21 protein-coding genes are annotated in these 24,365 nt (G+C 43.0%); 10 read left to right on the top strand and 11 right to left on the bottom strand.

Annotation, left to right across the window (positions count from 1 at the left end; all coding sequences use genetic code 11):
* Window positions 1-66 precede the first annotated feature (66 nt).
* Window positions 67-1,659, bottom strand: a complete 1,593-nt coding sequence (locus EKC99_RS03585) for a long-chain-fatty-acid--CoA ligase (protein WP_163150573.1) — start codon at window positions 1,657-1,659, stop codon at window positions 67-69.
* A gap of 137 nt (window positions 1,660-1,796) precedes the next feature.
* Between EKC99_RS03585 and EKC99_RS03590 the strand changes: the two genes are divergently transcribed.
* The 7 genes from EKC99_RS03590 (at window position 1,797) to EKC99_RS03620 (ending at window position 3,925) form a co-directional block, all read left to right on the top strand.
* Complete coding sequence (locus EKC99_RS03590; RefSeq protein WP_009361956.1) at window positions 1,797-2,021, top strand: spore germination protein; 225 nt, start codon at window positions 1,797-1,799, stop codon at window positions 2,019-2,021.
* A 3-nt stretch (window positions 2,022-2,024) separates the two neighbouring features.
* Window positions 2,025-2,246: a spore germination protein gene (locus EKC99_RS03595; protein WP_009361957.1), complete on the top strand. Its 222-nt coding sequence runs from the start codon at window positions 2,025-2,027 to the stop codon at window positions 2,244-2,246.
* Window positions 2,247-2,258: 12 nt separating this feature from the next.
* Window positions 2,259-2,471 (top strand): spore germination protein GerPB, encoded by a 213-nt coding sequence (locus EKC99_RS03600; RefSeq protein WP_035064814.1) that lies wholly within the window; start codon window positions 2,259-2,261, stop codon window positions 2,469-2,471.
* A 72-nt stretch (window positions 2,472-2,543) separates the two neighbouring features.
* Window positions 2,544-3,140, top strand: a complete 597-nt coding sequence (gene gerPC / locus EKC99_RS03605; protein ID WP_042534540.1) for a spore germination protein GerPC — start codon at window positions 2,544-2,546, stop codon at window positions 3,138-3,140.
* Entirely contained in the window at window positions 3,137-3,334 is a 198-nt protein-coding gene (locus EKC99_RS03610; RefSeq protein WP_009361960.1) for a hypothetical protein, read from the top strand. The genes gerPC and EKC99_RS03610 overlap by 4 nt, the downstream gene beginning before the upstream one ends.
* The gene (locus EKC99_RS03615; RefSeq protein ID WP_042534542.1) at window positions 3,331-3,729 is read left to right on the top strand and encodes a spore germination protein GerPE; all 399 of its coding nucleotides are present in this window, start codon (window positions 3,331-3,333) and stop codon (window positions 3,727-3,729) included. The genes EKC99_RS03610 and EKC99_RS03615 overlap by 4 nt, the downstream gene beginning before the upstream one ends.
* The gene (locus EKC99_RS03620; protein ID WP_042888186.1) at window positions 3,704-3,925 is read left to right on the top strand and encodes a spore germination protein; all 222 of its coding nucleotides are present in this window, start codon (window positions 3,704-3,706) and stop codon (window positions 3,923-3,925) included. The genes EKC99_RS03615 and EKC99_RS03620 overlap by 26 nt, the downstream gene beginning before the upstream one ends.
* Here EKC99_RS03620 and EKC99_RS03625 read toward each other — a convergent pair.
* The 9 genes from EKC99_RS03625 to EKC99_RS03665 all read right to left on the bottom strand — a co-directional run bounded on the left by EKC99_RS03625 (window position 3,922) and on the right by EKC99_RS03665 (window position 19,866).
* Complete coding sequence (locus EKC99_RS03625; RefSeq protein ID WP_042534546.1) at window positions 3,922-4,200, bottom strand: HNH endonuclease family protein; 279 nt, start codon at window positions 4,198-4,200, stop codon at window positions 3,922-3,924. The two genes, EKC99_RS03620 and EKC99_RS03625, sit on opposite strands and share 4 nt — an antisense overlap.
* 12 nt (window positions 4,201-4,212) lie before the next feature.
* Complete coding sequence (locus tag EKC99_RS03630; RefSeq protein ID WP_042534549.1) at window positions 4,213-7,572, bottom strand: AAA family ATPase; 3,360 nt, start codon at window positions 7,570-7,572, stop codon at window positions 4,213-4,215.
* Window positions 7,569-8,732 (bottom strand): exonuclease SbcCD subunit D, encoded by a 1,164-nt coding sequence (locus tag EKC99_RS03635; RefSeq protein WP_009361965.1) that lies wholly within the window; start codon window positions 8,730-8,732, stop codon window positions 7,569-7,571. The genes EKC99_RS03630 and EKC99_RS03635 overlap by 4 nt, the downstream gene beginning before the upstream one ends.
* Before the next feature lies 1 nt (window position 8,733).
* Window positions 8,734-12,363: a helicase-exonuclease AddAB subunit AddA gene (addA, locus tag EKC99_RS03640; protein WP_163150575.1), complete on the bottom strand. Its 3,630-nt coding sequence runs from the start codon at window positions 12,361-12,363 to the stop codon at window positions 8,734-8,736.
* A gap of 4 nt (window positions 12,364-12,367) precedes the next feature.
* Complete coding sequence (gene addB / locus EKC99_RS03645) at window positions 12,368-15,832, bottom strand: helicase-exonuclease AddAB subunit AddB (RefSeq protein WP_163150577.1); 3,465 nt, start codon at window positions 15,830-15,832, stop codon at window positions 12,368-12,370.
* A 15-nt stretch (window positions 15,833-15,847) separates the two neighbouring features.
* Complete coding sequence (locus tag EKC99_RS03650; RefSeq protein ID WP_009361968.1) at window positions 15,848-16,450, bottom strand: TVP38/TMEM64 family protein; 603 nt, start codon at window positions 16,448-16,450, stop codon at window positions 15,848-15,850.
* 65 nt (window positions 16,451-16,515) lie between these two features.
* Window positions 16,516-17,034 (bottom strand): competence protein ComK, encoded by a 519-nt coding sequence (locus EKC99_RS03655; protein WP_019417022.1) that lies wholly within the window; start codon window positions 17,032-17,034, stop codon window positions 16,516-16,518.
* Window positions 17,035-17,122: 88 nt separating this feature from the next.
* On the bottom strand, window positions 17,123-18,409 hold the full coding sequence (gene aceA / locus EKC99_RS03660; protein WP_009361970.1) for an isocitrate lyase: 1,287 nt from the start codon (window positions 18,407-18,409) through the stop codon (window positions 17,123-17,125).
* A 209-nt stretch (window positions 18,410-18,618) separates the two neighbouring features.
* Window positions 18,619-19,866, bottom strand: a complete 1,248-nt coding sequence (locus EKC99_RS03665) for a M48 family metallopeptidase (RefSeq protein WP_163150579.1) — start codon at window positions 19,864-19,866, stop codon at window positions 18,619-18,621.
* A gap of 142 nt (window positions 19,867-20,008) precedes the next feature.
* On the opposite strand from EKC99_RS03665, the gene EKC99_RS03670 reads away from it, so the two are divergent.
* A complete protein-coding gene (locus EKC99_RS03670) occupies window positions 20,009-20,599 on the top strand; it encodes an SCO family protein (protein WP_075039243.1) in 591 nt (196 codons plus the stop codon).
* Between the two features lie 88 nt (window positions 20,600-20,687).
* Window positions 20,688-22,793: a methyl-accepting chemotaxis protein gene (locus EKC99_RS03675; RefSeq protein ID WP_075039242.1), complete on the top strand. Its 2,106-nt coding sequence runs from the start codon at window positions 20,688-20,690 to the stop codon at window positions 22,791-22,793.
* A gap of 17 nt (window positions 22,794-22,810) precedes the next feature.
* On the opposite strand, the gene EKC99_RS03680 is transcribed toward EKC99_RS03675, so the two are convergent.
* Window positions 22,811-23,182 (bottom strand): helix-turn-helix domain-containing protein, encoded by a 372-nt coding sequence (locus tag EKC99_RS03680; RefSeq protein WP_240468795.1) that lies wholly within the window; start codon window positions 23,180-23,182, stop codon window positions 22,811-22,813.
* A 447-nt stretch (window positions 23,183-23,629) separates the two neighbouring features.
* Here EKC99_RS03680 and EKC99_RS03685 point away from each other — a divergent pair, with 447 nt between their 5' ends.
* The gene (locus EKC99_RS03685) at window positions 23,630-24,286 is read left to right on the top strand and encodes an HD-GYP domain-containing protein (RefSeq protein WP_163150581.1); all 657 of its coding nucleotides are present in this window, start codon (window positions 23,630-23,632) and stop codon (window positions 24,284-24,286) included.
* Window positions 24,287-24,365: the final 79 nt, after the last annotated feature.

The raw sequence follows: 24,365 nt of genomic DNA on the forward strand, positions 1-24,365 counted from the left end.
CCCTCCTTTTCCATTTCAGCGTAAAGAAAAAAAAGACCGCTGTCAATCGACAACGGCTCTTCCTTATTAATTCACATATCTTCCTGTCTTTCCTATCGATTGCCAATATTCGTTACGCAAATGTACTTTTTGTATTTTTCCTGATGCGGTTTTTGGCAATTCTTGAACGAATGTGACGCCGGTGATGGCTTTAAAATGGGCAAGTTTTTCGCGTGAAAAGGCGATCAACTCTTGTTCGGTCACTTCTTTTCCTGGACGGACGACGACGAACGCATGCGGCGTTTCGCCCCATTTTTCATGCGGAACAGCAATGACTGCCGCCTCTAACACCGCTGGATGCTCGTACAACACCCCTTCAACTTCAATCGATGAAATGTTTTCCCCACCGCTAATAATAATATCTTTTTTCCGATCAACGATGTCGATGTTGCCATATGCATCGACAGTCGCCATATCTCCTGTATGAAGCCAGCCGTTACGAATCGTTTCCATTGTCGCTTCTGGATTTTTCCAATATCCTGCCATTACGCCGTTGCTGCGCACAATGACTTCTCCGATCGACTTTCCGTCACGCGGCACTTCTTCCCCGTGCTCATTGACGACTTTCACTTCACAGCCAATCATCGCATAACCTGCTTTCGCTTTCATGCGATATTGATCGCTAAGCGGCAAATGTTGCAAATGCGAACGGACGGTAGAAACCGTGCTCAATGGCGATGATTCCGTCATACCGTACACTTGAATAAACTCCCAACCTAATTCTTTTTCAACGCGCGTGACAAATGCTGGCGGCGGCGCAGAACCTGCAATGACGACACGCACATCATGCTCAATTGTTGGCACATGTTGCTCATAATATTGCAACAGCGTATTTAACACCGTTGGCGCCATATGCATAACGGTCACTTTATATTTATTGACGTATTCAAAAATGACTTCAGGAATCGCTTTACGCAAGCAAACGTGCGTCGCTCCGTTCGCTGTATAGTAAAACGGTGCCCCCCATCCGTTTACGTGGAACATCGGCAAAATATGCAAATATACATCCCGATCCGACACGCGTAAATGGTGCATCGTACTTAACGCATGCAAATAGTTGTTGCGATGGGTCAACATTACCCCTTTTGGATTTCCTGTCGTTCCGCTCGTATATAACAAACTACATACGTCGTTTTCATCGATATCCGGACGAACAAACGGCTCTGTCGTATATTGAGCAAGCCATGTATCGTAAGCGATTTCATCAATGTCGTCCGTTTTGCTGTGCACAATGATATGCTCAACTGTTTGCAACTCGTTTTTGACTGGCGCAATTAAATGATATAGCTCCGCATCGACGAACAACACTTTACTTTCGCTATGGTTTAAAATAAATACGTAATCGTCTGGCTTTAAACGAATGTTTAACGGTACCATAATTGCCCCTGTTTGAAACACCCCATAAAACCCTTCAAGCATTTCTAACGTATTTGGGGCTAAATAAGCGACACGATCTCCTTTTTTCACTCCTATATCGCTTAACCCGTGCGACAATTGGTTCACACGTTCATACAGCTCGCGATACGTCAACGATTTTTCTTCGCTAATGACGCCGACTTTATCCCCATAAAGCGATACGGCGCGATCTAAAAAATGCGTTAATACTAATGGCACATTCATCCCCAATCCCCCACTTTTTTATCTAAAAATTATCATTTTTCAGAAATATTATAACATATCTTTCTTTTTGTGGAGCACATTTCTTTCATTGTTTTCATATAATTAGGTAAGGAAAAGTGAGAGAAAGGACGATGGCCATGCCTTCCTATATTGCAGGTCCAATTAAAATTACGAACGTCAGTAGCGACGCGACCGTCAATTTCGGCGATACGTTGCAAATCGCACCAAAAAGTTCATCGAAATCGCTCGCCGGCGCTGGCGGCGGAAATACAGGAGATTTTTTACAAACGAACACGTTCATCAGCTTTACAAATACAATCGATCCAGACATCGCCGATGGCAACGTAAAAAGCAAGGGATAGCCGATGCCTGCCATTGTTGGAGCAGTCCAAATTAACAGCATCGGAAGCGGCGGCGTGTTTCATATCGGCGATGTATTTGCCATCTCTCCATACAGCGTAGCGAAAACGTTTGCTGGCGCTGGTTCATTTAATACAGGAGACGGCTTGCATATTTATAACCAATATAGCAACACGAATACGAACGACCGTGATATTGCCGATAGCAATATTACCGGAAACGCCTAGCGAGGTGGGAACATGAACTTTTATATTCAACAAACGATTTCCATTCATCAATTAAAAATCGGCTCGCTCACGAACTCATCCGTCCTTCAAATCGGAACGACCGGAAAGGTACAACCGCTCGCCACATTAAGCAATACCGGACAATTTACCGAACCCGCTCCGGAAGCAAAAATCAATATTCAAGGGGAAGAAGGACCGTTCGTCCCGCTTCAATCCCCTGTATAAAACAGTGCTACTTCTTTTGGCTCGGCCATAAACTAGAAAATAAACGGGCCGAAAAAGAAGGAGGCAGCGCGCATGTGGCACGATTACTTTAAACAGCTCGAGGCATATTTAAAATGGCAACAACAAAAAATGCAATCGCTTGAACAAGCGATACATGATTTACAACAACAATATGAACAGTTAAAAAAAAAGCCGCGCACAACGATTGAAAAAATTGAATATCATTTTGATCAACTAAAAGTGGAAACGTTAGAAGGAACGTTAAATATCGGTCTAAATCCTGCAACGTTCGGGGAAGATACGATTGAAAATTTTGCGGTTCCAAAAACACAAACAATTATTCCACAACCGACACCGCAACCGACACCGCTCTTTCGCAACATTCAAACAGCCGTTCATTCATATTTAAAAGAAGAAGGAGAACACATCATCGCCCGCATCGAGCAAACGTATGAGCGGTCGCTTGATCCAACATATCGCCAATTTATATTGCAAGATATTGCTCGACAAATTGATGATCGCATTCATTTTTATTTGCGACAATATGGGGAAAGCGAAACAGAAAACGAACAATTACAACAAAACATTATCGCTTATTTAAAACGAGACATTGAACATTCGATCGAGACATTTTTAAAACATTTACCACGAGAGGAGACGAACGAATGAATATGACAGTTGTGAATCATCATTTATCGGTTGGTCATATCGCCATCGGGGGGGTGGCGAGCGCCTCGCTCGTTTTAATCGGCGATAGCGAAACGATCCAATTAGCTTCCGCATTCGACACACCGCCAGAATCGTTAATTATCGGTCCGTTTCCACAAAAACAAAACAATAAAAAAAATGAGGAAAAGCGATGAGCCGCCTTTCCGTCGTTCATTTACTAAAAGCAAATGCCGTCTCCTTTAGCTCTGTCGTGCAAGTTGGAGACAGCCAACACATTCGTCTTTCTGGGCGGGCGCTTGCCGTTCAAAGACAATTTGAATATGTCGACAGCAACGAATTTCCGCTCGCCTTTCCGATCTTTACAAAACTGATTCCGCTTCCACCTGTTGATCATGAACACGTTTGTCGTTATACGTTGCACGATTGCCCGCTCATCGCTGTTCATTCCATTCGCATCATCGGGGTTTCTTCTACATCTGTCGTGCATATCGGTTCCACGAAAAATGTAGAAGCGGAATCACGAGTCAAACATATTCGTCAGCTGACAGAAAGGAGAGAACGACATGCCCGCTCTCGTCGGTCCGATTAAAATTAACCTCGTCGCTAGCGGCGCCGTCATGCAAGTAGGGGATACGTTATATGTCTCACCGAAAATATCATCGAAAACATTCGCTGGCGCAGGCGCGTTTAATACAGGCAATTTTATTATCGCCAACAACGGCATTAGCTTAACAAATACGCTCGATTGCGACGCATTCGATCAAAACGTTGCCGGCAATGCTTAACGCTTTTGCCGCTTCGCCTTTTTTATTTTCGGCAACCGATCAGCTGGTTGTTTTCGAATCCACCGAATAAATGACGCGATGCGTTCATCATGTTGTAACCGCTCGATCGTATATAGCCGACTCGCTAATTCCTCGTTCGTATATAACGCGTGAATTTGCTTATGGCAAGGAAAGCATAGTTTGGCCGTTTCTGTTCCGCCATACTCTTTCGGCGTTAAATGATGAGCGGTGAACACAACATCGTCTCTCCCGCACAGTTCACATATTCCTTTCATCGCCCGTCTCCTTTACATCACTTCAAGTTGGACTGTCGTTCCTTTTCCAGACGGTTCTGCTGGTTTTACAATGAGCCGTTTCGGCATGCGCGCATGCAACTCTTGAACGTGGCTAATGACCCCGATCGCCATATGTTCTCCTCGCAATCGTTCTAATGCGGTCATGACGACATCTAACAACTCCTGGTCAAGCGTGCCGAATCCTTCATCTAAAAAGAAAAATTGCAACGGATATTCCCCGCGCAGCTGAATTTGCGCCGATAGCGCTAACGCTAACGATAAAGATGTTAAAAACGTTTCGCCTCCCGATAATGTCGTCACCGGACGACGTACACCTCCGTTTGCATCGTCACGAATGACAAAACCTCCTTCGGAATCTAGCTCAATCGCATAACGCTGTCTCGTCAATTCCCCAAGTCGTTCCGATGCATAGCGCGTCACATGAACGAGCTGTTCTTCCGCAATAAATTCAACGAAGCTATTTCCGCGCAACACTTTTTGCAGCTCCTCGTACTGACCGACGAGCTTTTCTAGTTGCATTCTTTCTTGGTGCAATTGTTCAAAGCGCGCATGTTTCGCCTCTAAATCAGCGACGATCGCTTCAAGTGAACCGAGTTGCCGCATATGTTCGTCCACTTGTTGCTTCGCTTGTTCGTACGCGCACATCGTTTCTTCCCATTGTTGTTTCGTCATGACGACGCCATTCATCGCCTCATTTAATCGCTGCCATTCATTTTGTAGCTTCATGAGTATATCTTTATATTGTTGAATGTCATGAGCGATTTGTTGTTTCGTTTGTTCATCTAAGCGGGACGCAAGCACATCATCCACCGTTTTGAAAACAGTTTTTTGGAATTGTTCTGCCAACATTCGTTCCGCTTCTTGTTTTCGCTTCTCTCCTTCTTGTAAAGCGACATCTGCGGCTTGTTTGTCCGCTTGCAACGTGTGCAGTTGTTGTTGTAATGACATCCATCGGGCATACGCCTCTTCTTCTTCACGCTTGACACGTTGTAACGTTTCCTCTATACGAATGAGCTGTTGTTTTACAGACTCCTCATCCATTCCTTCTGGCAGCGTTTGTTTATATTGTTCATATTGTTGCTGTTGCATATTCCATTCAGTTGTCCATTCTGCTTTTTGTTTTATGACCTCTTGATACGTTTCTTTCCATTGCTCTAATTCCGCTCGTTTATTATCTAGTACGGTCACGCTTTTTTCAATGCGCTGTTGCAACTGCTGGGCTTCCTGTTCGCGCTTGCGAAGGTTGCGAACGATGTCATCGACTTGTTCAAACGATACATCTGGATACGCCTCATGCCACATCTTTTTTTCTTGTTCGATGCGCGTGCGTCGCTCTGCACATTTTTCCTCTAATTCAGCCATTTGTTGACGAACGGTTTCCATTTGATACGCATATTGTTGCTCCTTTTGTTTTTGCTCGTTCCATTTTTCGATATAGCGATACATCCGATCGCGGCATGCGATATAATCTTGTTGCAACGCCTTCCCTTCGATTTCGATTTCTTTTAAAGAAGAAAGCGGTGCTTCTTCCACTTCTCGTTTCACTTTTTCCACATCGACACGTTGTGGCAAAGGGTGGCGTACCATCATTTCAGACAACTGTTCGACTTGCATTTTTATTTGCTGTATTGCCGCAACGAGCTGTTCTCCGATTTGAATAGAACGGTCGATCCGTTCGAGCGCTTCTTCATCGAGCGCCACTTGTTGTCTTTTTGCTCGATTTGGATGATGCGTCGAACCACAAACCGGACAAGCTTCCCCATCGCGCAAGCGTTCAGCTAACGTCGCCGCTAAATCATGTAGACGTGCCGCCTCCATTTGCTTTTTTTCCTCTTTCCATTGATAGACGAGCACCATCGCTTGCTTTTCCCGCTCACAGACGCGATGATACAACCATTCTACATGACGAAACTCTTCCGCTAGACGCGCTTCAAGTTGTTTCATTTGTTTTATTTCTCGTTCATACGTTTGTTTCATCGCTTCATATGTTTTCAGTTTTTCTTCTTTTTCCTTTTCGATTTCTTCAAGCGCTTGCCGCTGCAATTGAATGTGTTTCTTTTTTTCATCCACTTGTTCCAAACGCTCTTTTACATGCACGTCAACTTTTTTCTCTTCCCATTGTTTTTTTAATTCCGCTTGTTTTGCACTCCATGTTGTATATTCTTGCGTGCATGTGTCAACGCGAAGGCGCGCTTCTTGTTCTTTTTCCTCTATCTCTTGCAAACTCGCGCGTAGCTTTGCTTGTTGTTGTTCAAGCGACCGCATAAGCGCCAACGTTTGTAGCGCTTGTTTCAGCTGCTCTTGTTTTTGCAACGATTTCGGTTCTTCTTCGTTCTTTTTCGCACGACATTGTTCATATTGTTTACTTGCTTGTTCATACATCGTGCGCACTTGCTGTAATTGGGCATCTCGTTCCTTTGCTTTTTGTTGCCAATGTGCAACCTCTTTTTCGCTTCGTTCCACTTGTTCAATATACGGAGCAAGACGTTCAGCTTCTTTGCTTCGTTCATACGTCTGCTCAAGCTGTTTCATCCGTTCTTCTTGCTTTCTCCACTCATCAAGCTGTTGTTCTACTTTTTCTTTTTCGCATTGCCATTGCCATAATTGTTTTTCTTTTTCGTATCGTTCGTGAATGTCGCGCAACTCGTTTTTCGCTCTCTCTAGCGCCTCTTTTCTTTCTGTCAACGCTTGCTTTTGCTTTTCGACTTGTTCTTTCGAAGCGTCGCCAAGCCCAGCTTGCTCCCCTTTGATCGCCTCTAACTTTGCGGACGCGTCTGCCAATTTATTTTTTAGTTTTTTATTTAATTCGTCGCCATATCGTTCAAGATGAAACAAGCGCTGAAGCATTTGACGGCGCTCCGATCCTTTTAACGACAAAAATTCAGCAAACTTTCCTTGCGGCAAAACGACAGCTCTTGTAAAATCTTTCATTTCTAAACCGAGCAACTGTTTTACTTGTTCATCAACAAGACGCGTCTTATCTGCGATGACGACGCGCTCGTTTCCTTCTTCGATGAAGCGGCTGACGACAGAACGAATGCGCAGCGCATCCGCGCGCTTAAACGAGCGCTCAACCGTATATCGCTTTACTCCTTCCGCATGTTGTAATTCAAATGTAAACGAAACGAATAGTTCATTTTCCGCATGGTTCATAATTCCGTTCGTCTGATTTGCCGCGCGTTCGACATTTCCGTATAACGCGAGCGTCATCGCATCTAAAATCGACGACTTTCCGCTTCCTGTCGGACCGAAAATGCCAAACAATCCCCCTTCGCATAGCCGTTCGAAATCAATCGTTTCCTTCTGGCGAAAACTATGCAACCCTGCAATCGTTAAACGAATCGGTTTCATCGTTCATCCTCCTCAGCAACGAGCTGCAAAAATAGTTGAACGAGCTCTTCAGACGGCTTTCCTCCGCCTGTTTGCCGTTCATAAAAACGCGTAAACAACGTTTCAATCGGAACATCGGTGCGCACTTCACGCACAACATCGTCCTTTTTTAAGTAATTCGGGCGAATATGAACAAATCCGTCATAACATTTGCGCAACCGATGTGTTTCTTCTAACGTTAACGATTGCTCGACATCAATTTCCAAATCAATCCACGCCCCGCGGTCGCGCCCTTCCTCGATCCAACGATACACTTGTGCTAACCCTTCTGTCGCTTTCCATTTCACGAGCGGACGTCCTTTCGAAAGCCAACATTCTGAAATGACAGGAGCACAGCGCGGCTGCACGTCAACGATCGTTACCGACTTGCTGTATCCTGCTTCGGAAAAACTGTAGGCGAGCGGTGAGCCGGAATAGCGTGCCGGCATGACCGCATGTTTCACATCTTGAGGACGGTGCAAATGACCGAGTGCGACATATTGTGCGCGTTGAGGGAAGCTCGCTGGCGACACCGTATATGCTCCGCCGAGCTCAATCGGGCGCTCGGAATCGCACGTTGCCCCTCCAGCGACATATAAATGGCTCATTGCAATATTGACGGCATCTTCTTGAAATGATGCATTCATTTTTGCAAAAATCGCACGAATGCGTTCATCATATCGTGCGCGCAACAACGTTTCATCACATTCATCGGAAAGCAATTCGTTCAAGCGCGACTCTGACGGATACGGAAGGGCAGCAACAATTAATGTTTCACTAGTTTTTGGAACATACAAACGTTGCACAACATCCGTTGGAAATCCTAACAACGTAATCGCATGTTTTGCTGCAATCGGAGCGGCCGCGCTTAAACGCCCCGGATGATCGTGGTTTCCCGCAATGACAACAACGTGACGTTTTCCGTGATCGCTCAAACGTGAAAGCGATTCATAAAAAAGCTTTTCCGCATCAGCAGGTGGATTGACTGTATCAAACGCATCGCCAGCAAGCAATACGACATCGATGTTTTCTTTTTGTACAATTTCTACTATTTCATCGATCACCGCTTCTTGCTCGGGTAAACGGCTTCGCCCTTCAAGCGTTTTCCCTAAATGCCAATCAGCTGTATGCAAAATACGCAAATTAATCCCCTCCCATCGCTACAAGTAGCGCACCGTCAAAAGCGTACACGTACGTTTCTGTCACTTTCTTTTTCCAAATCGCTTCAATCGCTTCACGATATAACGCCAATTGTCCTTCGTATCGTCGCTTTAGTTGTTGTTTAGGATCGTTCATCCACGATATGCGATCTGTTTTATAGTCAATTAAAACGAGCCCTTCTTCATCTTCAAATATGCAATCAATGACTCCTTGAACGATCACCGTTTCCCCCTCCATCTCCTGCGCCAAATAAAACGGCACTTCCCGTTCAAGTCGCTTCGCCCGTTGCATTCGCCTGCCGACCGAAGTGTGAAAAAAGGCAACGATGCTTTCTATATCAACCGCTTTTGCTTGCTCTTCGGTGAGCCATTCTCCGTTTATCATGCGCGCGATTTGCTCCTGCACTGCGTGAACGGTCACTTCTTTTGTTACGTCAATATATTGCATCACAAGATGCATAATCGTTCCTCGTTCGGCTGGCGTCATCGTTTTCGCTTGTAAAAAGCGCGGCCGTTCAACGATTTTTTTTCGAAACGGCTGTTCTGCATGTCCACCGTATATGTCTCGCTGCCGTTTTAATTCCGATACACTTTGTTTCGCTCTTAACGTCGTTGCGCTCGCATACGTATACGTCCAAGAAAGGCGGCGCTTCACTTCTTCTTCATATTCGCTTTTGATCGCCACAGGTTGCAGTTGTTGAATCGCTTCAACGATGTCACGATGCTCATTCGCTTGCTCATCTTCTTGCTCAAGTGAATGCGCTGACACAACGTGCATCTCCCATAGCGATGTATGCGGAAGCATCGTTTTCGACGGACAAATGCTTTGTGGATGACGGATGAGGGCATAACCGAGCCAATCCGCATAGCTTTTTGCCTTTTCAATGACATACGCAGGAAGTTCCCACGTGGATGTATAAGTGACTTCTTGCCATTTTTTCTTTTCCGCTTCGATATCCTTTACCGTCGATACGATATATAACTTTTCTTTTGCACGCGTCAGCGCAACGTATAAAATGCGCATTTCTTCCGCAAGCATGTGAAGTTTCATTTTTTTCTTAATCGCTAGCTGTGCGATCGTCGGATAACTTGCGCGCCACGTCGGATGAACAAAGCGCATCCCTAATCCGAAATCTTTATCTAATATGTAGTCGCCGCGCAAATCTTTCGTATTAAATCGTTTTGCGGCACCTGCTAAAAAGACGATCGGGAACTCAAGCCCTTTACTTTTATGAATCGTCATCATGCGCACCACATCTTCTTGTTCCGTGAGCGAACGCGCCGCTCCAAAATCGTCTTCGCGCTCTTTTAGCCGCTCAATAAAACGTAAAAAACGAAAAATGCCGCGAAACGATGTTTTTTCATATTGTTTTGCACGGTCATACAACGCGCGCAAATTCGCTTGCCGCTGTTTTCCTCCCGGCATTCCGCCGACGTAGTCGTAAAAGTTTGTGTCACGATACAATTGCCAAATGAAATCAGCAAGCGGCTTTTGTCTTGCCGCTGTACGCCACTCCGATAAATACGAAAGCCAACGTTTCACTTTTGCATAAAGCTCATCCTCTTGTGACTGCTCGATAAAAGCGAGCAGCGCCTCATAAAATGCCCCGTCTTTTTTCGCCAAACGAATGCGCGCCAACTCATTTTCGTCCAATCCAACAATGGGTGAGCGAAGCACCGCTGCCAGCGGAATGTCTTGATACGGATTATCAATCACTTTCAAAAGCGATAACATGATAGACACTTCGGTCGCTGAAAAGTAACCTGTCGACAACTCGGCATAGACAGGAACGTTTTGCTTCCGAAATTCTTCTAACATCGCTGAAGCTGACGACATCGAGCGACATAAAATGACGATGTCGCGATACATCAGACGCCGTTCTCCTTTTAAGCGACGGTCGTAAACGAAAAATGGCTCGGCAAGCAGTTGTTTGATTTTTTTGGCGATCCACCGCGCTTCAAGCTGAACGGCTGTCACATCTTCTTGTTCCTCTTCGTCGCTTTCTTGTTTTGCTTCATTAATCCACACACATTCGACCGGCACTTGTTTTTCCGGATAATCACGCGCGCCAAAGCGAAGCGCCGCATCATCGTCATAGCGCATGTCCCCGACCGTTTCCGTCATGAGTTGCCGGAAAATAAAGTTCGTTCCGTCTAATATTTCTTTTCGGCTGCGAAAGTTTTTCGCTAAATCAATGCGCAATCCACCCTCGCTGTCTTTCGTAAACCGCTCATATTTTTGTAAAAAAAGCGACGGTTCCGCAAGACGAAAGCCGTAAATCGATTGCTTTACATCGCCGACCATAAACAAATTGCCTGTCGCTTCATCGTCGTTACATACGAGCCGTAAAATAGACTCTTGCACCATATTTGTATCTTGGTATTCGTCAACGAGCACTTCAACAAATTGCGCTCGATAATAAAGAGCCGCTTCCGACGGCTTGAACTCATGTTCCGCAGAACGATCGCGTAAAATGTGTAAACAGTAATGTTCTAAGTCTGAAAAGTCAACGATCCCTTTTTCGTCTTTTTTCGTTTGCAATTGCTCGGCAAACCGGCGCACCATTTGTATGATCGTGGCAACCATCGGCTTCATCTCGCGCAAATGGCGCACGTATGTCGCCGGTTGAAACGAAAACAATTCTTCTGTTACGCTGCTTATTTCTTTTTTCACTTGCTCGCGCAGCTTTTTTACCTCATCAATTAATTGCTCGTCATATGCTCCATCTTTCGGCTTTCTTTTTGCCGTCGCAAACGATACGTTTTTGATCGTTTCATGTAGCTTTTGCCACGATTCAGCGCGCGCCTCTTTCAGCTTCGCAATCACTTGTTGGTCGCTAACGAGCGTCTCATACAAATAATCCGGTCCACCTGGCTCTTTCGTTTTTTGCAACGCTTGCGCCAAACGTTGTTCCGCCGCCTCAAGCGCCAAATCAACCGCTTGAAAAAGGTAATGGGCATACGGTAAATCGTCGACGCGCACCCCTTCTTCGACATCGTACATATGAACGATTTGTTGTAACCATTCGTTCGGGTTTGGATGGGAACGAGAAAATTCATATAGCCGTAGAATAAGCGTTTGTAAATCCGCATCTGTCCGATCGCTCGTATATTTGTCAACAACAGCTAAAAATGCTTCATCGTTTTCCGCATAATATTGTTCAAATAACGTTTCTAACACTTCTTCTTTTAACAGCGCCATTTCCCCTTCATCCGCGATGCGAAACACCGGATCAATGCCGATCATGTAATAATATTTGCGAATGACATCTAAACAAAACGAGTGAATCGTGGAAATGGACGCTTTTTGCAAAAGACTGAGCTGCCTGCGTAAATGAAGCGAGTGCGGTTCATTTTCAAGCGCTCTCTCTAACGCTTCTCCGATACGTTGGCGCATTTCTGCCGCCGCAGCGTTCGTAAACGTCACGACAAGCAACCGATCGACATCGATCGGCCGCTCTTTATGCAATATTTTTTGAATGATGCGCTCGACAAGCACCGCTGTTTTTCCTGATCCTGCGGCGGCGGCAACGAGCGTATGTTGACCTGTGGCATAAATCGCTTTCCATTGTTCATCTGTCCATTGGCTTTCTCGCGGTTTTGGCGGAATCACACGATCACCCCTTTAACCATTCATCTATATTTTTCGGTGTGAACACGCGATATTGTTCCGCATCGACCCCTTCGTCAAATTGGCACACATCGCGAAACTCACAATATTGACAAGCGGTTTTATTTTTTTGTTTGTACGGTGCAATATGCGTCACACCGTCGACCATTTGTTCACCTACGTCGACGATCAGACGGCGGACATGTTGCCGCAACATCGTAAATTGTTGCTCAGTTAACACTTTCGAATGTTGCGCAAACGTTCCATTTTTATTTAATCGAACAGGAATAACGAGAGAACTCGTCCCCGGCTCTACTTGTTCATCCATCAGCCGCACCGTTTGTTTGTCGGCTAACACGTAGCCACCCATTTTAAACTGTTCTAAAAACTTTTTCTCTAGCTCGTGCTCTTCAAGCCATTCATTCAGTTTCATCGTCGGGTTATGAATCGGAAAGTACAACACCCCTGCTGGAAACGCCGATGTGCCAACGAGCTTTTCCGCATACTCAAGCACGACATCTAAATACGCTAACATTTGTAACGCTAAACCGTAATATACTTCCGTTAAATCAAGCGTCTTTTGTTTCGACTTATAATCAATAATGCGAAGAAGTACACCTTGTTCGCTCGTTGCTTGATCGACGCGGTCAATGCGCCCGACAAACTGCAACACCGTCCCGTCCGATAATGTAAACGAAAGCGGCGGGAGCAACTCCCCTTCACCAAACCCTAATTCAACGCCAATCGGTACAAATCCGCTTCTTTTCGCATGTTCGCTTAATACGGTGGTGGCTTTCGTCATAATCGTCTGTAACTTTTTCTTCATATATCGATAACGGTGCGTGCTTAACAACACTTCTTGTTGAATGTACGGAGCAATTTGCTCCACCGCCTCATATGACAACTGTTCACATTGTTGCTTTGATAATTCACTCCATGGAAGCCGTTCTTCTCGCAGACGATTCGCAATCACTTTTAACGCTTCGTGAAACAACTGTCCCATATCTGGCGCCTTTAATTGAAAGACCGTTCGTTCCTTTAGCTTTAAACCGTGCGCGGCAAAATGAGCGAACGGACAACGGTTAAACGTCTCCATACGTGAAATGCTCGCCTTCACTTTTTTCCCATATAGCTCTTTCGCCAACTGCTTACGTAACTGTTTCGCGCGGTTTTCATAAAATAACGCACGCACAACGACCGCGATTCGTTCTTTCCATTGTTCATGTTGCACATAGGTGTTGTATACATCCCACCACATCGGAGCGATGGCGTATTGTCGCTTCCATGCTTCAAGTTGCTGCACTAACGGACCGAGTGTGGCAATATCGTTTGTCATATATGACAATTGTTCATGAAGCGGAAGGAAAAACGGATCGGCTCCCCATTGCATTTTTTTCACATGCGGAAACATATCTGTTAACCGCTTCATAAACATCGATGGCAACAACGTTTTTTCTTGCTCGTCCGCTAACGCATACGTAACATATAAACGTTCAGACGGGCTAACGAGCGCCAAATAAAGCAAAAACGGCTCATCAAGCAAGCGATCGCGGCTTGATGGGGCAACGCGTACGGAATAATGATGCAACAATTCCCGATCCACTTCCGACAACATCCCATCATCGTTTTTGCGCATCGGAATAATGCCTTCATTGACTCCGGCAAGAAACGTACAGCGAATGTTGGAAAGGCGGGAACGATCAAAATGAGCAATTAACACTTGATCGGTTGCCGGTGGCACGAGAGAAAACTGCAAACTTTCTAATCCCGTTTCAATAATGGTGAAAAACGTTTCGAGCGAAAGGGATTCATCGCCTAATATTTCAACATATTCATCAAGCAAATGAATAAACGCTTGCCATACTTGCTCATGATGACGCATAGCAGTCAAGTCGCCTCTCTCTTCCGCTTCATCGCGCCATCGTTGTAGCTTTTGTGGAATGTGAAGTTGTTCCGCGTATGCATATAGCGCTTCGCATCGTTCACGCCCTGTCTTTGCTTGTTTTAATCGCTTTTGTAAAAACAACAACGGAGAAATGACAAGCTTGCGCCATTCATTTAATTGTTGCTCATACCGTTTTTCTTCATCTGTTTGTGGCGCATGGATCCCTTCGAGCCCTTTATACTTGCGGTACGTCCAATGTTCTGTCCATTTGTCTCCTTGTATGCCCGAAGCGAGCACGTAGTTTTCAAGTTGATCGATCGCCATGCGCATCTGATGTATCGGCTCGTCAAGCGAAAAAAACAAGTCGGTTTTCACAGCACGAAATACCGCTTCGTAACGAAAGTTCGTCCGTACCGCTTCGATGCTTGCGCGCAAACATTCAACGAACGGATGATCAAGCATCGGTTCTTTTTCATCAATAAAATACGGAATGCGATAATCTGCAAATACCGTTTTTAACACGTCACGATAGTCTGAAACGTTGCGAATGAGCAAAGCGATGTCACGATAGCGATATCCTTCATCTCGCACAAGCCGAATGATTTCACGAGCAATGCCTTCCATTTCTGCTCGGCGCGTGGTCGCTTCTCCAATGACAATTGCTTCCGTTTGTTTTGGCCATACACATACAGGACGATCATCGTAATGTGCTTCAAGATGACGAAGTTCTTCATGTTTGTGGCGGACGTTTTCATGAAGTTGTTCTACTTTTTCAATCGCCACTCCATTTTGTAGCGCCATTTCGCGCAGTTGGGCATACGTTCGCCACGTGCTACGAAATACGTGCAAATCGTTTGGTAGTTGTTCATACGGAGCATCTAACGTAAGCGCAACAGTCACATGTGGGCAATGAATAAACAACTGTTCAATCACCATATATTCTTGCGGCGTAAATTCATAAAAGCCATCCATATAAATGCGGGCACGTTTCATATAGGAAGAATGGCGAATTTTTTCCGCAAGCAAACGCAAATAATCTTCTGAATCGACATAATGATGCGCCATCTGTTGTTCAAATTGCTCAAAAATCATCGCTGTATCTTTTAATTTATCAGCAAGCACCATTTCGTTTGCGGTCGCATGACGGCGCAGCTCTTCTTCCGTTTGTTTTAATGCCGCTGGCGTCACACAATATCGTTTATATTCCGTCAACATTTGTTCAAGTTGTTCAATAAAGCCGCGTTTGTCGGCTGCTTTTCGAAACAGCTTTAACTGTTCTTTTTGTTGTTCAACAATTTTCCTTAGCAACATATGTACGCCTGTTTGCGTTAAATGATGGCGGCTCATGCCGCCTGTCTCTTGCAAGACGCGCCAAGCGAGGCGCGTGAAACTAAACACTTGTGCGCGAATCATCCCTTTCATGTTTGCGTTCATGAGAGCATATTCCGATTGAAACGTCATTTGTTCAGGAACAAGATATATAATCGGATCGCCATCGGGTTCATGCACAAGTTGTTCGATGATTTCCGTTAAACACATCGTCGTTTTTCCGCTTCCCGACCGCCCGATGATAAAGCGTACAGACATATCATTCATCCTTTCTTATTTTCCATCGTGCAATGCGAAACGTTGCTCGACTTTTTTTCCGACGTACCAAAGAAGAAAAATAGCGGCCGCGACAAATACAGTGCGCATCGGTTGACGAATTAAAGCGACAACGTCATAGCCGATAAAACTAATCGTAAACACCATCACCATTTTTCCGAGCAACACAGCAAGCATATATTGCTGCATCGCAATGCCTGATAATCCTGCCACGACATTTACTGCCGCAGATGGTGTAAACGGAAAACAAAGTAATAAAAAGAGCGGGCCAAAGCCGCGACGCTCAATCCAATGCATCATGCGGCGAATGGTCGGATGGCGATGTAAAAAGGAGAAAAATCGTTGTCTTCCAACTTTTCGAACGAGAAAAAAGACGAGCAGTGAGCCTGCGCTCGTTCCAATCCATGAGATGAAAAATCCTTTCCAAAGACCGAATGCCGCTGCGTTTGCCATGACAAAAACGAAAAGCGGCAAAAACGGTAAAAACGCCTCTGCCATCGGCAAGACGATGCCCGGAATAACGCCAAATGAACGATATTCCGCTAACATGTGAAGCATATGTTTGATCGTAAACCATTGTTTTAATTCCTCTAAACTCATACAGTAACCCCTTTGCTACATGCTCATGTTTATATTGTACAAGTTTAGAGGAAAAGAGAAAACTATTACGACCATTCCCTTTCCCGCAAATATAACAAATACATCATTTTTCGTTCGCGCGCTTCAATTCGTTCGCTCATCTTTGTCCGCAACTGAGCTGTGCGATGCAATTGGTTCACAAATGAATGATGGGAAATACATATCTCTACGCTCGTCCCATTTGAAAAAGTAATGCGCGTTTTTCCACCTTGAACATGCTCATGATGACGAATATGTAAATGCGATAGCCATATACATTGAGGATTCGTTGGGGAGATCGTTGGAAAAAAGAAAATTTCGTTCGTTGGTTCGACTGCAATGGGTGCTTTATGCGAAGTGCCAATAATATGTTTTGATCCATCTTTCCTTCCTCTTAAACTAGCGCCGTAATACAAACAACTTTGTTCAATAATGTCCATCGGACTTTGTTTCACAACTATTTCTCCGTCTTCCTCTAACGCTTTCGTCCACAAATGTTTGTCATAAAAAAACGGAAAAAGACCCATCGTATAGCGTGTTAAATGTAGATGCTCGACGATAAGCATACCGCTCCCTCCCTTTTATACACATTTCGACAATATTATACCATAAATAGACGAAAAAATCCCCCCGTTTTTTCGAGGGGATGTCATTTTATGCATTTGTAAATTGTTCTTCTTCTGTTGAGCCTTTTAAGGCGACAGTTGATGCTTGACCGCCTGTAATGACAAGCGATACTTCATCAAAGTAGCCTGTTCCGACTTCACGTTGATGGCGTGTTGCTGTGTAACCGTATTTTTCCGCCTCAAACTCTGCTTGTTGTAGCTCTGAGTAAGCAGCCATGCCGCGATCGCGATAGCCGTGTGCTAACATAAACATGCTGTAGTTGAGGGCATGGAAGCCAGCCAATGTAACGAACTGGAACTTGTAACCCATTTTTCCGAGCTCCACTTGGAAGTTCGCAATCGTTTCGTCATCCAACTTTTTCTTCCAGTTGAATGAAGGTGAGCAGTTGTACGCAAGCAATTTACCTGGGAATTTTTCATGAATCGCTTCCGCAAAACGACGCGCCTCTTCTAAGTTCGGTTCGCTCGTCTCGCACCAAATTAAATCAGCATACGGTGCATACGCCAATCCGCGCGCAATTGCTTGATCTAATCCAGCACGCGTACGGAAAAACCCTTCTGGTGTCCGCTCGCCTGTAATAAACTCTTGGTCGCGCGGATCGATGTCGCTTGTAATTAAATCCGCTGCGTTTGCATCTGTGCGCGCAATTAATACTGTCGGCACTCCCATCACATCTGCCGCAAGTCGCGCCGCAATTAAGTTGCGAATCGCTGTTTGCGTCGGAAGCAACACTTTTCCACCTAAATGACCGCACTTTTTCTCAGAAGACAATTGGTCTTCAAAGTGTACGCCCGCTGCTCCTGCTTCAATCATCGCTTTCATTAATTCAAATACGTTCAACTGGCCGCCAAACCCAGCTTCCGCATCGGCTACGATCGGCAAGAAATAATCAACATCTTCTTTTCCTTCAACATATTGAATTTGATCGGCGCGTTGAAGCGCTTGGTTAATGCGTTTCACAACGTGCGGTACGCTATTTGCCGGATATAAGCTTTGGTCTGGATACATATGCCCAGCTAAGTTTGCATCCGCCGCAACTTGCCATCCGCTTAAATAAATCGCTTTTAAGCCTGCTTTCGCTTGTTGTACCGCTTGGTTTCCTGTTAATGCTCCGAGCGCATGAACGTAATCTTCTGTATTTAATAAATGCCAAAGCTTCTCTGCCCCACGACGCGCAAGCGTATATTCAATATCGAGCGAACCGCGCAATTTAATGACATCTGCTGCGCTATACGGGCGCGTAATCCCTTTCCACCGTTCATCTAATTGCCAACTTTCTTCTAATTGTTTCACACGTTCTTCGAATGTTGCCATTTCCTTCTCCCCCTTAATTTTTTATCGTAACCCCTCTGTTTCCGTACAAAAGACCCCCAAATGATTGTGATGCTCTTTTCTCTATGTACGAGCTATGATTTGTTTCACCCCTTTTGTTATAATACACATTTTCCTTTTGACATCTTTATTATATAACACAATTTTCAGAAAAGAAAGTATTTTTATGAATTTTTTTCAAAAAAATATGTTTACTGCTGTTCTAAAAAAATAATTCGTTCTAAAATCGTTGGATGGCCGTAACGAAATAGTTTGACGAGATACGGTGGATGTACTTGACTTAAACTCGAACGCGTCAATTGTTGAAACGTCGAGATGGCCGCCTCTTTATTTTTCGTTAACTCAATCGCATATTTGTCTGCCGCATGTTCTTCATAGCGGGAAATTGCATTCATCGCAGGACTTGCTGCAAAACTTAATAGCGAAATGAGAAGTAAAAAAACAGGTAAGGAAGAAAGGTCGTTCCATTTTTTTATTCGGAAAAGTGTGCCAAAACGCCCAACTATCCGCTTCATCCATCGATTTGTCAACAACAGTCCGATCCATGTCACCACAATATATAAACCAATCCCCCAATACATATGCTTCATCACATAATGCGCCATCTCATGAGCCATAATAAATAAAATTTCATCTTCGCTTAACCGCTCCAATGTCGTATCCCATAACACAATGCGTGAGTTGCTGCCGATGCCTGTGACGTACGCGTTAAGCGCGTTCGTTTTTTCCGACATATTTACTTCAAATACATGTTCAGCAGGGATGTTAGCTTTTTCTGCTAACGCTAAAATTTTTGCTTCTAACTGTTTATTTTTTAAAGGATAAAAATCGTTATAAAGTGGATCGATAAAAACAGGTTGAATAAACGTTAAAAAAAGCGTAAACGGAATAGAACAAAGCCATGCGTATACCCACCATCGTTTTTCAAATTTTTGCATAAGCCCATATAACACATAAACGATCACGACCATGATGGCGTAATTTACCCAAAAATCAATGAGTTCATCGCGCATCCAGCTTGAAAACGTTTGTGTAGAAATGTGATACATTTTCGCAACGGAATAGCTTATATAGCTAAGCGGAAACGTCACAACTTGTACAAGAAGCGATAGCCAAAATACGTAAATGGCTGTTTGCATCCATTTCCGTTTCGCCGTCGCTTCCGCCCATTGTTGAAATCGTGCCGACAAGCCGAACAGTAGTACAAATATATAAATGACCCATTCATATGGAATAGATAAAAAGAATAAAAAGTTTTTCACTTCGGAAAACTGTTCAGTCAACATGAGTTCTTTTTTCGTTAAAAACGTCGCCGGATCTGCACTCGTTCCTTTATATTGCGCTGGAATGGAAGAGTCTGTCCATTGAAATAAGTAAAATGCGAAAAACAGCGCATATATCCCATACAAAAACAACGTCCAAAAAGCAATTTTTCTCATGATCTTTCCCCCTTGTCCATCGTTACTATTAGTTTAGTTTTTCATTCGCCATTTAGAACAACGAAAAAATTCAAATAATTGTCACGTCCCATTCTCCTCATTGACACGTTGATTATGTATGATGAAAGTGGGAGGGATCACATTGAAAAAACTATACATTGGCTTTTTTAGCTTACTTGCCATTTGTATCGGCATTGGGATGTTTTATTTTTCTTTTTACCGACAAGATAAAATGGAGTTTCCAAAAGACGTGACGATGGAAACCGCATGGGGAAAACCGTATTCATTTCGTAACATGGAACCGAAAGTGCGCCTATTAGAGTTCGTGTACACAAACTGTCCCGACATTTGTCCAAGTACGTCATTTCAAATGAAACAGCTAAAAGAACGCTTGGAAAAAGACGGCCTATTTAAAAACAAAGTCGAATTTATTACGATTACCATTGACCCAACACGCGACACACAACAAGTGATGCAAACGTATGCGAACATGTTCGGAGTGGAAAGCGATGACGAAGGATGGATTTTTTTACGAGGAAGTGAAGAAGATACGAAAAAAGTAGCAGATGCCTTCGACTTCTTATATCGCGATCCTGGAAACGGCATGCTGATTCATACGACGCTCACGTACTTTTTAGACGAAAACAACCGTGTCATCGCCACATTCGGAATGGGCGAAAAAGGGTTTGATAAAGAGAAAGTTTATAAAGAAATTGTAGAAGAGGCGAAATAGCCTCTTTTACTCTTGTCAGACCACTATATCCTATATTAATATGTTGTAGTAATAGTGCTTTAGAACTATATAGGGGGAGTATATTAGTATGAAAAGGTGGAAAGACCGCAGTCTTATTTTTCGAACAGCTTTTTTACTTTCAATAATCGTTGCAACTATTGCGATCAGTACTGTTTCTTTTTTGTTATACCAGTTTTTGAATGAGGAGAAACAGCTAACAAAAACGTATGCTGTAGCCGAAACAAAATCGTTTGCAAATGACATTGAATCGCTATTCTACCAAGCCGAAACGATTGCAGATACATTTAGAGAATATATGTTATTTGCAAAGAAAAACGATTTAACTCGCGAACAAGTGTTAGAACATATGCACGATTTGCTCGATCATAACAAGCAATTGCTCGGCATTTATACGTTGTGGGAACCAAACGCATTTGATGGAAAAGATGCGATGTACGCTAATAAAGAAGGACATGATGCAACAGGTCGCTTTGTACCGTATGTTGTGCGGAGCGATGGAGCAATCATTGTAGAAGTAAGCCGTGATTATGATAAAGAGGGAGCAGGGGATTATTATTTAACACCGAAAAGTACTAAAAAACCGTTATTGCTTGAACCGTACACATATGAAGTGAACGGAAAAAACGTGTTGCTCACATCGCTCATTCTCCCTCTCGTTGACCCTAAAACAAATCAGTTTTTAGGTATTGTCGGGGTCGACTTTGAAGTGTCGTTTTTACAACAACTAATTAGTAAAGAAAAACCGCTTGGTGGATATTTAAATTTTATTGATGGAAATGGAACGATTATTGCCAGCGGTTTAGATGAAAAATTTACCGGTCAAACGATTACATTAGATAAAGAAAGGACCGTATTACAACGTATCGCAAATCATGAACATTTTTCCGACGAAATTTATTCGAAACTTGTCGAAGACGATGTTTTACGTGCCTTTGCACCGATTGAGTTGCCACGCTTCGAAAAAACATGGGCGCTTGTACTATCCGTTCCCTCTCATGTTGTGTTTAAACATGTGCAAATATTAACAATTGAGGGGGTAGTTGGGATTATTGTGATCGTTTTATTGCTTACAGTTTTTATTACTGTAACGCTTCGCCGTATTTTACTACCTGTTCGTCATACAGCACTCGCTGCTCAACAAATTGCTGAAGGAAACTTAAACGTTTATATTCAATCGTTACCTTATGCAGATGAAGTAGGCACGTTAACGAAATCAATGGAAACAATGGTAAATCAACTTCGTGAGCAAATTGGAACATTGTCTGACGAAAGCAACCAATTAGCAAATGAAGCCAGTCATATCGCGACAAATGCAAAACAAAATAGTGAAGCAAGCACATATGTGCATGAGGTGATGAGTGAAATTACAGAACGAACGACGTCACAAACTGAAGCATTGCTTGAAAGTATGAGGGCGATGGAGGAAATGGCGATTGGGGTTCAAAAACTAGCCGAGTCAACATCGGAAGTAGCCGACTCAGCGAAAGAAATGTCCGATGATGCAAAACAAGGAAAAGAGCAACTTGAACAAACCGTAAAACAAATGAAGCAAATTGAACAATCTTTCGCTCTTATTAACAAACAAGTGAATAATCTCACATCATATTCTGAACAAATTGGACATATCGTTGCAGCAATTAGCGCCATCTCATCACAAACAAATTTACTTGCTCTAAATGCCGCCATTGAAGCAGCACGAGCTGGAGAAGCTGGGCGAGGATTTGCCGTCGTGGCAGAGGAAGTTCGAAAACTAGCTGAACAAGCAGATGAAGCAGCGAAACAAGTGAGCGACTTGATTAGCCATGTCCAGCACCAAGTACAAGAAGTGGAGGAAGTAACGAAGCAAGGAGCTGATGATATTAAAGAAGGAAGCATAGTGATTACAAACACCGCTCAAACCTTTGAACGAATTGTCCAAAAAACAGACATCGTTTCAGAAGAAATTCAAGAAATATCTGCGGCAACAGAACAAATGTCAGCTGGAGTGGAACAAGTCACCGCATCTATTGAAAACATTGTAGAAACAGCAAAAGATGTTCAACAAGAAATTCAAGAAGCGACAAATTCAATTGACGAACAAGCAAACATTTCAAAACAACTAGATGAATCTGCAAAACAACTTGCGCATATTTCGACGAAACTACAACAACTCATTCAACGCTTCACCTTGTAGATCAGCCGATGGCTGATCTACTTTTTTTTCGCCGTATTTTTCTCTTCAAGAACCATCAAAATATATGAAATAATAAAATAAATATGAACTTTTTTCGTTTCATCAACATGACGTAAAATATTTATAATTTCATCTTCTACCTTGCTTTTATCGTTTGCTTTCTCTTTTCGTTCATTCGCAACTAACCAGTCTATCGAAACATCAAGAACTCGACTAATCGGAATAAGCAAATCAACCCTTGGAGTAACTGTCCCGTTCACAATTTTATTAATCGTGCTTTTTGAATGTCCTGTTTGTTCAACTAAATCTTTTTGTTTTAAATTTAGTTGCTTCAGTCGTTGCTTAATTCTTTTACTGATGACATCCTTTACATCATTCACATCCACCATTCCCTTCATATTTTGTTTCTTTTTTGGATTTTTTTGTTGAAAAATTCCTAAAAAGAAACTATAATATACACGAACAAACCTTTCTTCATCTTTTTACTGGAATAAGGCGGTGAGTTCATGGACGTTTATGCTCATGCAAAACGTACCATTTATACGTTAGTCATATGTTGTTACACAGTTGTTTCCTTTGTCCTCATCTCCATAGATGTTTTAAAAAGTTTTCATGTTATATGCTCATGGTTTGTAGCCCTGTCCTTATTTATCGTTATTTTCGAAAATAAAATTAGAAAATTAAAAAGTTTCAAAAAAGAAGAAAATGAGCATAGTATTTACAGATATATATATGTATTAAAAAAACAACCGTTAACAATAATAAACACTATTCTCATTTCTTTTTTCATGTTTATTGCTTTATTGCTCTTATTTCGCTTGTCGAGCAAACACTTTATGATAGCGATTACCTTGTACGCTTTATGGCATCCGATGCTCTTTCATATTTCTTATCATTCTTTACAAAAAGTAATCGAACGTGATGTTTTTTATTTTTTTAAACGTGGTTATCAAAGTGCTTTAATGGCAAGCGACTCGATCCACTTATCGCAATTTCACAAAATGATCCACTACGGAATAGGCATGATTGGCATTGTTTTTGCGTACATACTTTTCACGAAACATTTTTTTATTCAAAATCAAATGAGCGTAGCGTTCTTCTTTACTTCTTTTGTGTTTTTTATCGCTCTCATCGCATTTTATATCGGAATAAGTTATATCATATCAAAACAAATAAACCATACGTTTCATCGGCTTCGGCAGCAAGCAGGTCATGAAACCATTCCGAACGTATATGTTGACGAAATGACTATTCTCGTTCATGCATTAAATATACATAATGATAAAACGAGACGTATTCTCTCTTTGTTAGCTGAAATTGAGAAACAAAGCGATGAACATAAATATATTGCTGAACATTCTCGACGCGTTGCGAATTATTGTTTACAAATCGGTACACATATTGGCTTATTAGATGACGAGTTGAATAGTTTATATCACGCTGCCCTTCTTCACGACATTGGAAAAATAGGTATACCTGACCACGTGTGTTGATTAACCAATAATATCCATAAAAACATAGAAAAAAGAGCACTTTTCCTGTAGAATGTAAGTAACCACACAAACAATCCCA

Source organism: Anoxybacillus sp. MB8 (genome assembly GCF_011006755.1).
In the GTDB taxonomy this organism is placed as follows: domain Bacteria; phylum Bacillota; class Bacilli; order Bacillales; family Anoxybacillaceae; genus Anoxybacillus; species Anoxybacillus gonensis.

What these genes read in the sequence shown, in the direction of transcription:
- EKC99_RS03585 (WP_163150573.1), bottom strand. Translation starts at nt 1,659, where the DNA reads ATGAATGTGCCATTAGTATTAACGCATTTTTTAGATCGCGCCGTATCG.
- EKC99_RS03590 (WP_009361956.1), top strand. Translation starts at nt 1,797, where the DNA reads ATGCCTTCCTATATTGCAGGTCCAATTAAAATTACGAACGTCAGTAGC.
- EKC99_RS03595 (WP_009361957.1), top strand. Translation starts at nt 2,025, where the DNA reads ATGCCTGCCATTGTTGGAGCAGTCCAAATTAACAGCATCGGAAGCGGC.
- EKC99_RS03600 (WP_035064814.1), top strand. Translation starts at nt 2,259, where the DNA reads ATGAACTTTTATATTCAACAAACGATTTCCATTCATCAATTAAAAATC.
- gerPC (WP_042534540.1), top strand. Translation starts at nt 2,544, where the DNA reads ATGTGGCACGATTACTTTAAACAGCTCGAGGCATATTTAAAATGGCAA.
- EKC99_RS03610 (WP_009361960.1), top strand. Translation starts at nt 3,137, where the DNA reads ATGAATATGACAGTTGTGAATCATCATTTATCGGTTGGTCATATCGCC.
- EKC99_RS03615 (WP_042534542.1), top strand. Translation starts at nt 3,331, where the DNA reads ATGAGCCGCCTTTCCGTCGTTCATTTACTAAAAGCAAATGCCGTCTCC.
- EKC99_RS03620 (WP_042888186.1), top strand. Translation starts at nt 3,704, where the DNA reads ATGCCCGCTCTCGTCGGTCCGATTAAAATTAACCTCGTCGCTAGCGGC.
- EKC99_RS03625 (WP_042534546.1), bottom strand. Translation starts at nt 4,200, where the DNA reads ATGAAAGGAATATGTGAACTGTGCGGGAGAGACGATGTTGTGTTCACC.
- EKC99_RS03630 (WP_042534549.1), bottom strand. Translation starts at nt 7,572, where the DNA reads ATGAAACCGATTCGTTTAACGATTGCAGGGTTGCATAGTTTTCGCCAG.
- addB (WP_163150577.1), bottom strand. Translation starts at nt 15,832, where the DNA reads ATGTCTGTACGCTTTATCATCGGGCGGTCGGGAAGCGGAAAAACGACG.
- EKC99_RS03650 (WP_009361968.1), bottom strand. Translation starts at nt 16,450, where the DNA reads ATGAGTTTAGAGGAATTAAAACAATGGTTTACGATCAAACATATGCTT.
- EKC99_RS03655 (WP_019417022.1), bottom strand. Translation starts at nt 17,034, where the DNA reads ATGCTTATCGTCGAGCATCTACATTTAACACGCTATACGATGGGTCTT.
- aceA (WP_009361970.1), bottom strand. Translation starts at nt 18,409, where the DNA reads ATGGCAACATTCGAAGAACGTGTGAAACAATTAGAAGAAAGTTGGCAA.
- EKC99_RS03665 (WP_163150579.1), bottom strand. Translation starts at nt 19,866, where the DNA reads ATGAGAAAAATTGCTTTTTGGACGTTGTTTTTGTATGGGATATATGCG.
- EKC99_RS03675 (WP_075039242.1), top strand. Translation starts at nt 20,688, where the DNA reads ATGAAAAGGTGGAAAGACCGCAGTCTTATTTTTCGAACAGCTTTTTTA.
- EKC99_RS03680 (WP_240468795.1), bottom strand. Translation starts at nt 23,182, where the DNA reads ATGGTGGATGTGAATGATGTAAAGGATGTCATCAGTAAAAGAATTAAG.
- EKC99_RS03685 (WP_163150581.1), top strand. Translation starts at nt 23,630, where the DNA reads ATGATAGCGATTACCTTGTACGCTTTATGGCATCCGATGCTCTTTCAT.